The following is a 12,475-nucleotide window of genomic DNA, read 5'->3' as shown; positions in this document are numbered from 1 at the left end:
TAGATAAAGTGTAATCACAATAAATTCCATTGAAGTGGTTGAATCATGTTTCAATGGAATCATTTTGTATAAAACACAGTAGATAACCTATTTATCCTTGTCAATTATATCATTTTGACGTATTAGATTCAATATTGATAGGACGTCTTCAGTAATTGTTAAGAAACAATAAAAAAACAGAATCAATCTGATTCTGTTAGTGATGACCACGGGTTTGGGCAGATTTGACCAAGGATCATATGTTCTTTCGAAGCTGTTGCAGATGGCACATTACTTGACCTGCCCGCCAATGTTTCATTACCCAATATTGCAAACGCAATGGCTTCTTTTGCATCACTTGAAAAACCGAGGTCTTCTTGAGTACAAACCATGATGTCATCAGGTAACATCATTCGTATTTCTTCGAGCAATACGGGATTATATGCGCCACCACCACCAATAATCACTTTATCGATCGTATGTTTAGGCATAATAAAACGTTTGTATGCATCTGTAATTGAATGTGCTGTAAATTTTGTTAATGTATAAATAACATCATCAGCATCATAACCTTCTTTATATAATTTTGAAACTAAGTGCTCTCCAAAAAGCTCACGTCCAGTTGATTTGGGTGGTTCAAGTTTTAGATAAGGATGATTTAAAAGTTTTTGATAAAGTGCTTCGATTAAAGTACCTTTTTTCGCATGCAGTCCATTCTTATCATATAACTCATTATAATAGTGAGATGTTGCTGCATTCATCATCATATTACCAGGACCGGTATCAAAAGCATACAAATCATCAAGATGAGCATTTTGGGGAATGACAGTAACGTTGCCAATTCCACCAATATTTTGAAGTAAAACCGTTTTATGTTTTTCGCGATACATTAGAAATTCAGAATATGGAACCAGTGGAGCACCATCCCCACCTGCCACAATATCCATGACTCTAAAATTAAAAACTACAGGAACTTTATGATGAAATGCGATGATTGATGGATCTCCAATTTGAAGTGTTGACTTCATCAATTGATTACTTGGATTTGGAAGATGGTATAACGTTTGTCCATGGGAAGCTACAAAATCAAGTGATCCCTTAAAATTACTTTCTGTCAGTACTTTTGTCGTTGCATCATTAAAGAGGTGTCCTAATTCAAAATTCAGTGAACAAATTTCATCAACACGTGATGTTTCTGGTACACTGGCTCTTAAAATTCGTTGACGAATCTCTTTTGGAATCTCAAGCGTTACAAAATGAATTAGAGTACATGACGTTTCAGTACCCGAACCTTTGATTTCTACTAAAGCTGCATCAATCCCATCAAGAGATGTTCCAGACATCAGTCCAACTGCATATTTAGTTTCCATATTGTTCCCCTATTTATTTTCCAAAGCACGTGTAATATGCCCTTGGTTTTGGTTTAGAAGATGTAACGCTTCTTCAACATCAAGATTACATAACTCCATAACAATGGCTACTTTGACACTTTTATCACTTAAATTCAATAAATCGGTTGCACGTTCATAAGTACACCCAGTTGCGTTCATAATTATATTGCGTGCACGTTCGATAAGTTTTGCATTTGTTGCTTTAACATCCACCATTAAATTTCCATAAACTTTACCCAGTTTAATCATCGCTCCAGAGGATATCATATTTAAAACCATCTTCGTTGCAGAACCTGATTTCATACGTGTAGAACCTGTTATAACCTCTTGCCCAACTACAACTTCGATTGGATGATCGGCGTATGCAGCCATCTTGCTTTGAGAAACACATGCAACTGAAATTGTTTGAGCACCAAGTTCTTTAGCGTATTTAAGACCACCAATACAGTAGGGTGTTCGACCGGATGCACCAATTGCACACAAAATATCATCTTTCGAAAAATTAATGGCTTTCAAGTCCGTGATACCACTAACTTCATCATCTTCAGCAGCTTCAACTGGATGTCTTAAAGCGATGTCACCACCTGCAATAATTCCTATTACTGACTCTTCACCAACACCAAATGTGGGGAGACATTCGGATGCATCAAGGACGCCTAGACGGCCTGATGTACCAGCCCCCATATATACAAGGCGACCACCTTGAGCAATTGCGTCATAGGTAGCGTCGATAGCAGCGGCAATTTCATAAGTTTGTTCACCAACCGCATCGATAACACGTTGATCTTCATGATTGATCAAGGTTACCATCTCGACGGAATCGAGTCGATCGATATTTTTAGTATTTGGATTTTGAAGTTCGGTACCAATTTTTGATAAGTCGATTTTCATATATCTGTCCTCATTTCATTGTATATCTATTATACCTTCTTTGAAATGATATTTCAATTTAATTAACAAAAGCGTGAAATAAAGTTAAATGTTTCGAATTGATTTAATCGTGTCGCGTGTATTTACGATCTTACGACGTGTTTCTTCTATATTGTTTTTCGCAACACCCAAGTAAAGTAAATCTGAAATAGCTAACATTGAAAAACGTGATGCAATAGAACCCAAACGAACTTCTGACTCTTCTTTAGGAATGTTAATGACAAAGTCAGAATTCTTCGCAAGTTCATTACGTCCTACTTGAGTGATCGCAATCGTTGTAGCCCCTTTATCTTGAGCGAGTTTTTGAGCCATAATAATTTCACGCGTTTGACCCGAATAGGATAAGGCAATGGTGACATCGTTTTCAGTTATATGCGTTAGTGAAGACATTTCCAAATGAAAATCATCGAAATAAACAACATCTGCATCAATACGAACGAACTTATGGTAAAGGTCCTGACAAACAATACCTGAACCTCCAATACCTAAGAGATAGATGCGCCGCGCATTGCTTATTGCTGCAATTGAAGCATCCAACACCTCAAGATTCAAAAGTTTATATGTGTTATCAAAGGTTCTATGATTGCTGTAATGTGATTTACGTACCATGGTTTCAATCGTATCTTCTTCTTTGATGAGTTTATCAAACGATTGTTCTTCTTCACTGTGATCTCGAGCAAGCTCTACTTTTAGGTGAGTGAATCCATTATAGCCAATTTTTTTAGAAAAACGAACGATTGCAGCTGCAGAAGAATTAATCTCCTTCGCAAAATGTTGCGATGAAAAATTAACAACTTCATCTTTATTCTCAAGAATGTATTCCGCAATACGTTTTTCTGTATCAGTATAAGTATGCATATTCTCTTTAATCCTATAAATACAACTCATCTAAAATCCTCCTATGATATATTATTTATCGTGTTCTTGTTTAACCAACGATTGATCATACATTCTAAAAAACGGAAAATAAACTAGCGTCGTAATACCGACTAGAATAAGTGCTAATAGCAGTGAACGCACATCTCCTAAGGTTGAAATAAATAAACCTAAGGGCATGGGAATTACCCATGGTGCTACGATACTTGGAATCGAAACATAACCCAGTTTCATTGCCCAATACGCAACACTTCCTGTTATTAACGGTGCTAAGAAAAAAGGCACTCTAAAATACTTATTCTCGACAATCGGTGTTCCAAAAATTATATTCTCGTTAATATTGAATATATTTGAAAGAAGGCTATCTTTTCCAAGTGTTTTAAGATGACGGCTTTTCGCAAAAAGCAAATTAACCGTTAATCCTAATGTGCATCCAGACCCACCGATCCAAACACACCACCCTAAGAATGCTTCCGTACCGATATATACGGGTAAATTACCTGAAACGATCATAAATCCATTCACAAGCATCATATGGAACCAAAACGGTCTCATTAATGTTCCTATAACGCCAACACCATGAATCCCTAAAACCCAAAACATACAAATAATCATGATGAGTGATAGTATGATAATAAATTCACTCAAAACATTGGTTACTACTATAATACCATTAGCCAGCGCTAGAAAGAAATGATTAAAAATAAATATAAAGATTAATAGACAAAGCAACATGACGATAGTTGGCCATAAGCGGTTATAGTAATCCGTAACAGCTTGGGGAATCCGCGTTCCTTTAAACTTAAACGAATCCAAATAATTGAAAGCGAGTGATACGATTACAGATACGATCATCGTAACCAATGGAAACGTGGTTGTGTGTCCATTTGGAACCAAAACAATTCCAGGTAATAACGATAAGAAAACAGTACTCATCGTAAAACTCACATCAACATCCGTATTTAAGACTTCACTTGCAATTAGATACGATAAAGAAATCGATAACATGACGCAATACAGCTGGTAAAACAAAACAGCTTGATTACGAAATGGATCACGGACCCAACCGATTTGATCAAACTGATAATACACAAAAATACAAACACCCAAAACGATATTGATATATGCCATTTTATTAATCGCATTTTTTATAGCGTTTAAACAACGACTTCCCTGTATCAATGAAACAAACTTTTCTAAAAACATAATAAACTTCCTCTTCTACTTACAGTATTGCGTACGTAGCATTTTAAAAAAGAAGGATAGAATCCTTCTTAGTCAATACGCACAAATTTTATTTTAGTATATCGATCAATGGCATGAACAAGATCTACGTAATCAGGATGAATAAATCCGATTACATTGGTTCGTGCATCCATTGGAAATGCTTTTTTACAAATTTGCATTTCACCACTGTATCGTCCCGATAATTCATTCTCAATCGTAATCGCTCCACGGACACGTGGTCCATTATCGGTTACGGGAATCCCAGGAATACGTGGTGTTAACATGCGAATCACATTTTCAGATAAATCCTTACGTACTTCAAACATTTTATCATACATATCTGGTGCATTTTTAGTAAAGAATGCAGGTATATGCATCATTGAATCTTTCATATACGATTCAATATAGAATAACGTTTCAAGGTGTGCTTTACTATCTCCAATTAGAATATCCGTGATACCACAATCATGAATCAATTCCACGGCTGCAAGATACGGATTACATTGACGATGTTTCTCAACGGTAGGTAAACCCTCATAAAGAGGGAATCGTTTTAAAGCATCACCGGGTACAAAAGCCATAATTTTTATATTGTGACGAATAAATACTTCATTGATTTTTTTAAAATAATCTAACGATAGTCCCGTCTCCGTTTTAGGATAAAAGTTATGTAGAACAGAAATATTCTTAAAATCAACACCTGCTTCCAAAGCATCAAGAATATACGGTTCATTTACAACACTTGCATTCAACATTAAATCAAAGTCTTTTTGAAGTGATTTAACGACTTCAAAGTCATCAAATCCATAGTCAAGACGTAGTGATGTAAAACCAAGTGTTTTAAGTGCTTTATAATCATTTGCAGCAATTCCCAGTTTTTCAAAAGTTGCAGGAGAAATATCGGGTACTAGTTCAAGACCTAAGCGTTTAACTTCCGATAAAAACTTTGGAATTTCTTGATCCAATTTCGATAAATCTTCCTCTGGGATATGAAGTGAAGTAAATAAATACTTCACTCCTATAGCAGCCGCAGCTTCTAAATATCCGTAATCTAAATCTTTAAAATAACTTGAGATACCTAACATAATTTAGTTTTCTTCTGCTTGTTCCGCAGCAGCCATTTCAGCGAGGTCGTTTTTCTCCATTGCCTTCACAAATGGATAGAAGCATAGGAACATAAATACCCAACCAACGAGTACAAACGCTGTTGCTGGAATACTTCCTGCAGTCGCTAAATATGTTTTAATCGGTGCTGGTGTAATCCAAGAAATCATCAATGCCGGTACTGGTATGACACCTAATGTTGTTAAAACGATTGCGGCAAGTGCTAGCACTAAGTAACTTAAGATGAATGGAATCATCATGAGCGGATTCAACATAATTGGTAATCCAAAGATAAGAGGTTCACCAATATTGAATAAGGATGCAGCTAAAGCAAGTTTACCTAAACCGCTTAAACGTGGTGATTTTGACATAATTAAGCAAAGTGATAATGGGAACAATCCAGTCCAAATATAGTTATCCATAAATACGGATGTATATGTGTGTGGTAGATTTGCAAGTGTACCGGTAGCTTCAAATGCAGCAAGGTTTAATTGTGACATTTGACCCCAGAATGTACCACCTACTGAGTTTACAATGTTAGATCCATGAATCCCAACAGCCCATAGAATACGGTTTAGAAGTGTTGCAATCATAACAACGATTGGTGAATCACCAACGGCTACTAATGGTTTGAACACGCCTGCAATCAATTCTGGAATGTTTAATTGGAAAACATGACCCAATAACCACCAAAATAAAATTACAAAGAAACTTGGAATTAATGCAATAAATGATTGAGATACCATTGGAGGAACTCCCTCTGGCATTTTAATAACAAGTTTTTTATTAACAACAAATCGATAAATTTCAACCGTAATAATTGCGACAATCAATGCAGCGAATACGCCAAGTGCGCCCATATATGTTGATGGAACACCTGTAAACTTACCTTCAACACCATCAACCATCGTTGTAACAGTTTGTGCTGGATTTAAAAGTAAGAATGATGCAACGGCTAGAATCATCGGTTGAACAATATCGTGATTTTCTCCGCGTTGTTTATTGTAGTATTCGACCAATCCATACGATGTCGTGATTACAGTATAGAGGGCAATAAAACCTGTCCCTACTCCAGATGCTGCTGCAATAACCCAGCGTTTATCTCCTAAGAAATCAGTCCAAGCCTTAACTGGGAATGATGCAATAAGTAAAAATACAGAACCAATAACTAATAGGGACATGATTCCAAGTCCAGTACGTTGCATTACTTGAACGTATTTTAACTGAGAAAATTTGATGAGTGGTGGGGCAATCTTCTCTTCTATAAATTGTGTTAACTTCTCCATATTAACTCCCTTTCCTGCACTTGTTAGTGCTTACATATGAATAGTAACCGATTTCAAAATATATTTCAACCTTTCTTTGTAAATATTGGAATATTATTTCAATATCGTTGTTTATCATTGTAATCGTTTCCATATTTTGCTACTATTATTTTGTAGAAAGAGGTATTAATATGAATACAATTATTATAAATAGTCCTATAATGCAAAAACAAATTCAAAAAATTGTTGAATCAATGACCGATCCGAAATGCACTTTTGTAAAGAAAGATGGTATCAAACTCTATTTCGAAACGGACATGGAAGATAAAGACGAAGCGTGCAAACGCATTAAAGCTGAAATCAAAAAAGATCCTATGGCTGGAGCAATAATGTTTACAGTTAAAGCAGATGAGTATATCTAAAACAATATAAAACGTTCACTGATAACAGTGAACGTTTTTTTATGTATTTTAAACTATGAATGCATCGACTCTTTTTCATGATAAGTACTAACAATAGATGTTTTCGAAATCCGTTCATAAAAAAGGCGATAATCCTTGCGAAACAATGTTGAAATAATATGACTCACAATAAATATCCAATAACCTAAAATCACCAATAAATATAGAACCGACGTAATGGTACCAACATATAAATTGGTTGATGAAACCATTTCAAATAGTGCACCTGTAATATCTCCAAAACGAATGATAAATATATAAACAAGAACAGTTCTTAAAATTATAGATTTGATTCTTGATGCACTCTGCTCTGCCACGATACGGACTTGCACCACTGACATTCCTATGGTAGATCCTTGATGTACAATTGGCCATATCGCAAAAAAGAAGATGAATCCAATGAAGTTAATCATCGACATAAATACATTATTCTGGGCTACTACGGGATTGATTGCACCCATTCCAAGCATAAATACTGAAATAGCCACCGACATTATCGCTGTATCAATCAAATAAGCCACAAGACGCCGTATATAAGTAACTCGAACCGATTTTTCAGCAGATTCTAAGTCCAACGCTTCTCGGGATGGGAAAAAATAAGTCATTAAGGGTGCGATACCATATCCGAAAAGCCCACCTAAAGTATTTAAAATTAAATCATCCACATCGAATAAACGATAAGGTCCTGGATACAGTCCATAAAGTCCTGTAAGCTGTGTAAGCTCAAAGAATAATGATAATATAAAACTTAAAATCACTGTTTTCTTTAAATCACAGTTAAAGTAATAACGTAAATAAATTCCAAAAGGGACAGTCATCAGGATATTAAAAACCGGTTGAGTGAATACCCCCTCTTTTAATCCCATCAGAATAGAGCTTGGATTTGATAAACGCATCGAGGACTCTCGAATAAAGTCAGATATAAATGAGAATGGAATGGGTTGAATCATATCTTTCCAATGTGTATGCACTGTTTGTCGATCGGGTAATGGTAAAATTACCAGATAAAAAGCACACAGTAAATAGAAAATAAAACTGTAGATTACCACAGCCCGCCATTTTGAGACCGATCCATGTTTATGATAATCATAAATTAAATATGGAATTAACATCGCAAAAGCAATGAAAGGAAAACTGATTAGAGCTGTTCGTATTGGATAAAAATAGGTTTGCATCGTCAATTCCCCTTAACTTGTTATTTACGGTCTAAATATTCTTGGTATGTTCCGAGATAGTCTACAAGCGTACCATCTTCTTTAAATTCCATAATACGTGTTGCGGTTGTTTCAATAATTTGGTGATCATGTGATGCTAAAAGAATTGTACCTGGGAATTTAATCAGTGCATTATTCAATGCAGTAATGGATTCCATATCGAGATGGTTTGTTGGTTCATCAAGAATTAGAACGTTTTTACCCATAATCATCATCTTGGACATCATACAACGCACTTTTTCACCACCGGATAGAACATTAAGTTTCTTCAATGCATCATCTCCAGCAAAAATCATGCGTCCTAAAAATCCACGTACATACGTTTCATCTTTTTCATCAGAAAATTCCATGAGCCAATCAACAATTCGTTCATCAGTTTCAAAATCTTCATCAAAGTTTTTATTGAAGTATCCATAATCAACACTTGATCCCCAATGCACAAAACCAGCATCTGGTTGAACTCGTTCTGTAATGATATCAAAAAAGCGTGATTTAGTGATTTCTTGGTCTCCTACGAAGGCTACCTTTTCGTTATTTCCAATTGTGAAACTTAAATTTGTGAAAAGTTCTTTGCCATCTAAAGTAGCACTCAGATCGCCAACTTCTAATACTGAACTTCCGAGATTACGTTTTGGTTTAAACTCAATAAATGGGTAACGACGTTTTGAAGGTACCATCTCATCAAGTTTGATTTTTGATAGAGCTTGTTTACGTGAGGTTGCTTGTTTTGATTTTGAAGCATTTGCACTAAAGCGATCAATAAAATCTTGAAGTTCTTTAATTTTTTCTTCTTTTTTCTTATTTGCATCTTTCATTTGACGAAGGATTAATTGACTGGATTCATACCAGAAGTCATAGTTTCCTACAAATAACTGAATTTTACCGAAATCAATATCCGCAATATGAGTACATGTTTTATTTAAAAAGTGACGGTCATGGGATACTAAAATTACGGTGCTTTCAAAATTAATTAAGAATTCTTCAAGCCATTGAATGGCTTCAAGGTCAAGGTGGTTTGTTGGCTCATCAAGTAGAAGAATATCAGGATTACCAAAAATTGCTTGGGCTAATAATACTTTAACTTTATCAGAACCTGTGAGTTGTTCCATTTTCGATTCGTGATACTGACGATCAACGCCTAAACCATTTAATAATGTGAACACTTCTGCTTCAGCATTCCAACCATCCATATCCGCAAATTGTTCTTCCAGTTCACCGGCACGAATTCCATCCGCTTCTGAAAAATCTTCTTTTGCGTAGATTACTTCTTTTTCTTTCATAATTTCATAGAGTTTTTCGTTCCCCATGATAACTGTTTCTAAAACAGTAAAATCATCGAAGGCAAAATGATCTTGTTTTAAAAACGAGAGTCGTTTTCCATTTGGAATTGATATATGACCACTTGTTGGTTCAAGCTCACCGGATAAGAGTTTAAGGAAGGTTGATTTCCCTGCACCATTTGCACCGATGACACCATAACAATTACCTTCTGTAAATGTTATAGATACTTCTTCGAATAATGCCTTGCCATCAAACATTAACGATAAATTATTTGTACTAATCACTGATATTCTCCTTTAAATTCATTCAAACTCCTATTATAGAGTATATTTATAAATAAACAATAAAAACAAGACAGATTTGTCTTGGCTTTTACATTACTTATCTTCTTAATAGTATAGCAAATTTTTATGAATATAGTAGTCTTATGATATTGATGCAATTATAACCACGATACAAGCCCTGTTGTTATGTCATAAAACGCACTCACCACTTTAACATCATGACGTTTGATAGACGAATTGTCTGCGATTTCTGAAGCCGTTTTTTGAGCGTGGTTTTCCGATGAATGATCAATGCCTTCACTTAAAATGTGTCCTTTGATTTGATCCACAATGGTTTTAAGATTCCCATCCAGTGATAGGTTATTGAATGCGGCACTGATAGCACCGCATTGACTATGACCTAAGACGACAACTAAAGGCGTTTTAAGATTCTCAACCGCATATTCAATACTTCCTAACACCGAAGAATCTGAAATATTTCCAGCATTTTGAATCAAAAACAAATCCCCTAACTTACAATCAAATATAATATCCGGTGACACACGAGAATCCGAACAACTAAGAATAATCGCATAAGGATTTTGTCCCGTTCCTAAGTCTTCCATCTCATGTTGAGAATGATGTGAATTTCGAACCGTTTGATTTGTAAAGCGAAGATTTCCATCTTTTAATAAATCTAGTGAATTTTTCCATTTATGACGCATAACTACTCCTCTTCTTTCATCGCTGTTTGATTGTGTTTTAAAAACAATTACGATCTTATAGTTATTATAAAATGATTATTCAAATATGACGACGGCTGTCATGAAACTATCACAAAATGTCATCAAGAATTCTTCTCGTTAAAAGACAGTAACAATGGTATTATAGTGACAGAACGGAGTTGAATTATGAAAGCAGAAATTATTTGTGTTGGAACCGAATTGTTGTTGGGGGATGTTGTGAATACAAATGCAACGTATATTGCCCAACAATTAGCGACTGATGGAATATTTTGTTACCATCAAAGTGTTGTGGGTGATAATCCAAAGCGTCTTAAGCATAGTTTTTCGGAAGCTTTAAGTCGTAGTGATGTCATTCTTCTTACAGGTGGACTTGGACCAACTTATGACGATCTTACAAAAGAAATTATCGCTGAAATGCTTGGTCTTCCTCTTATACTTCACCAACCTTCCATGGATAAGCTTGAATCGTATTTTAAAACAAGTGGTAAATCTATGACCGAAAACAATATTAAGCAAGCGATGATTCCCCAAGGTGCTTTTGTATTTGAAAACATGTGTGGTACCGCTCCAGGCATTGGTATTGAAACCAACACCAAAACTGTTATATTACTTCCGGGACCTCCACGTGAAATGAAAATGATGTTTGAAACATCTGTTAATGATTACTTAAAACAAAAAACAAACGTGACGCTTGTATCGCATAAGGTCTATTTATTTGGAATTGGTGAATCAACAGTCGAATCAATTCTCAAAGATAAAATGATCGATTATCAAAATCCTACAATTGCACCATATGTTTCAGATGTCAGCGTAATGTTGCGTATTACTGCAAGTGCTCAATCTTATTTTGAAGCGGACACACTTATAAAACCCGTAATCGAAGAAATCAAAGAACTTTTTCAAGATTATTATTACAGTGTTGATGTGCCCTATCTTGAAGATGTGATTGTTCCCTTACTTGCACGAAAAAACATGAGCGTTTCAACGGCTGAAAGTTGTACAGGAGGACTTTTAAGTTCCCGAATAACACGCGTTTCCGGCAGTTCAAAAGTATTTAATCTGGGTGTTACTACGTATTCAAACGATCAGAAAAACGCAATCCTAAACATACCTCATGAATATTTTGATACCGTTGGAGCTGTTTCTCCGGAAGTTGCGAAACTAATGGCCTCCAATATTCGTACACTTGCAGGTTCAGATATTGGTATTGGTATAACAGGAATCGCAGGACCTACAGGTGGTTTTGATGATAAACCGGTAGGACTTGTATATATTGCAATTGCGACGTCTAAACATGTTGAAGTGAAAACCCTCATGTTGGGCCGAAATCATACCAATGAACGCATCCAAATCCAAAAAATGGCAACAAACCATGCATTAAAAATGATTTTCGATGAGATAAAATAAAAAAAACGATGTAGCTCAATGACAGTAGACTACATCGTTTTTTTATGTCGGCTATATTCAAGGAGAAGAATGAATATATTTTAACAGTACCCATGTATTGGGAATACATGTCCCCCCCGACTGTCCGACACCTATATATTAAAACCTAAATCTTAATATAAACTTAAATAAAACTTAAATCGATTTAAGATTAAACATTATTATTAGAAACATCATTTTAGTATCGAATTCATATAACAGATACCCTATATTAAAATAAATCGTTTAAATGATGAGAAAGATGACCTATAATCGCTAAAACAGTGTATAATCCTAATTATAGCGCTTTTAT

11 protein-coding genes are annotated in these 12,475 nt (G+C 35.2%); 2 read left to right on the top strand and 9 right to left on the bottom strand.

Annotated features, from left to right (window positions below; genetic code table 11):
• Window positions 1–182: 182 nt before the first annotated feature.
• From anmK to EL194_RS07480, 6 genes are all read right to left on the bottom strand, one after another.
• Window positions 183–1,349, bottom strand: a complete 1,167-nt coding sequence (gene anmK / locus EL194_RS07505; protein ID WP_003773630.1) for an anhydro-N-acetylmuramic acid kinase AnmK — start codon at window positions 1,347–1,349, stop codon at window positions 183–185.
• Between the two features lie 9 nt (window positions 1,350–1,358).
• Entirely contained in the window at window positions 1,359–2,261 is a 903-nt protein-coding gene (gene murQ, locus EL194_RS07500; protein WP_003773629.1) for an N-acetylmuramic acid 6-phosphate etherase, read from the bottom strand.
• 84 nt (window positions 2,262–2,345) lie between these two features.
• Window positions 2,346–3,188, bottom strand: coding sequence for a MurR/RpiR family transcriptional regulator (locus tag EL194_RS07495; protein WP_003773626.1), 843 nt, complete (start codon window positions 3,186–3,188; stop codon window positions 2,346–2,348).
• 21 nt (window positions 3,189–3,209) lie between these two features.
• Window positions 3,210–4,382, bottom strand: coding sequence for a PTS transporter subunit EIIC (locus EL194_RS07490; RefSeq protein ID WP_003773624.1), 1,173 nt, complete (start codon window positions 4,380–4,382; stop codon window positions 3,210–3,212).
• 68 nt (window positions 4,383–4,450) lie between these two features.
• The gene (locus tag EL194_RS07485; RefSeq protein WP_003773621.1) at window positions 4,451–5,488 is read right to left on the bottom strand and encodes a MupG family TIM beta-alpha barrel fold protein; all 1,038 of its coding nucleotides are present in this window, start codon (window positions 5,486–5,488) and stop codon (window positions 4,451–4,453) included.
• Window positions 5,489–5,491: 3 nt separating this feature from the next.
• Window positions 5,492–6,793, bottom strand: coding sequence for a PTS sugar transporter subunit IIC (locus tag EL194_RS07480; protein WP_003773620.1), 1,302 nt, complete (start codon window positions 6,791–6,793; stop codon window positions 5,492–5,494).
• A 170-nt stretch (window positions 6,794–6,963) separates the two neighbouring features.
• Between EL194_RS07480 and EL194_RS07475 the strand changes: the two genes are divergently transcribed.
• Window positions 6,964–7,194, top strand: a complete 231-nt coding sequence (locus EL194_RS07475) for a hypothetical protein (protein WP_003773618.1) — start codon at window positions 6,964–6,966, stop codon at window positions 7,192–7,194.
• Between the two features lie 53 nt (window positions 7,195–7,247).
• Here EL194_RS07475 and EL194_RS07470 read toward each other — a convergent pair whose 3' ends face one another.
• The 3 genes from EL194_RS07470 to EL194_RS07460 all read right to left on the bottom strand — a co-directional run bounded on the left by EL194_RS07470 (window position 7,248) and on the right by EL194_RS07460 (window position 10,716).
• Window positions 7,248–8,408, bottom strand: coding sequence for a VanZ family protein (locus tag EL194_RS07470; RefSeq protein WP_003773616.1), 1,161 nt, complete (start codon window positions 8,406–8,408; stop codon window positions 7,248–7,250).
• Between the two features lie 20 nt (window positions 8,409–8,428).
• Window positions 8,429–10,012, bottom strand: coding sequence for an ABC-F family ATP-binding cassette domain-containing protein (locus EL194_RS07465; RefSeq protein ID WP_003773615.1), 1,584 nt, complete (start codon window positions 10,010–10,012; stop codon window positions 8,429–8,431).
• 158 nt (window positions 10,013–10,170) lie between these two features.
• Window positions 10,171–10,716, bottom strand: coding sequence for a carbonic anhydrase (locus EL194_RS07460; RefSeq protein ID WP_003773613.1), 546 nt, complete (start codon window positions 10,714–10,716; stop codon window positions 10,171–10,173).
• Window positions 10,717–10,902: 186 nt separating this feature from the next.
• Between EL194_RS07460 and EL194_RS07455 the strand changes: the two genes are divergently transcribed.
• Window positions 10,903–12,144 (top strand): competence/damage-inducible protein A, encoded by a 1,242-nt coding sequence (locus EL194_RS07455; RefSeq protein WP_003773610.1) that lies wholly within the window; start codon window positions 10,903–10,905, stop codon window positions 12,142–12,144.
• The last annotated feature ends 331 nt before the right edge of the window (window positions 12,145–12,475 follow it).

The sequence above is a fragment of the Erysipelothrix rhusiopathiae genome, from assembly GCF_900637845.1.
GTDB lineage: Bacteria > Bacillota_I > Bacilli_A > Erysipelotrichales > Erysipelotrichaceae > Erysipelothrix > Erysipelothrix rhusiopathiae.
The sequence above is the reverse complement of the archived record's forward strand: the minus strand, read 5'-3'. Positions and strand labels throughout refer to the sequence as shown.

Excerpts from the sequence above, each read along its gene's own strand:
- EL194_RS07485 (WP_003773621.1), bottom strand. The coding sequence starts at position 5,488 with ATGTTAGGTATCTCAAGTTATTTTAAAGATTTAGATTACGGATATTTA.
- EL194_RS07480 (WP_003773620.1), bottom strand. The coding sequence starts at position 6,793 with ATGGAGAAGTTAACACAATTTATAGAAGAGAAGATTGCCCCACCACTC.
- EL194_RS07460 (WP_003773613.1), bottom strand. The coding sequence starts at position 10,716 with ATGCGTCATAAATGGAAAAATTCACTAGATTTATTAAAAGATGGAAAT.
- anmK (WP_003773630.1), bottom strand. The coding sequence starts at position 1,349 with ATGGAAACTAAATATGCAGTTGGACTGATGTCTGGAACATCTCTTGAT.
- EL194_RS07455 (WP_003773610.1), top strand. The coding sequence starts at position 10,903 with ATGAAAGCAGAAATTATTTGTGTTGGAACCGAATTGTTGTTGGGGGAT.
- EL194_RS07475 (WP_003773618.1), top strand. The coding sequence starts at position 6,964 with ATGAATACAATTATTATAAATAGTCCTATAATGCAAAAACAAATTCAA.
- EL194_RS07495 (WP_003773626.1), bottom strand. The coding sequence starts at position 3,188 with ATGAGTTGTATTTATAGGATTAAAGAGAATATGCATACTTATACTGAT.
- EL194_RS07490 (WP_003773624.1), bottom strand. The coding sequence starts at position 4,382 with ATGTTTTTAGAAAAGTTTGTTTCATTGATACAGGGAAGTCGTTGTTTA.
- EL194_RS07470 (WP_003773616.1), bottom strand. The coding sequence starts at position 8,408 with ATGCAAACCTATTTTTATCCAATACGAACAGCTCTAATCAGTTTTCCT.
- murQ (WP_003773629.1), bottom strand. The coding sequence starts at position 2,261 with ATGAAAATCGACTTATCAAAAATTGGTACCGAACTTCAAAATCCAAAT.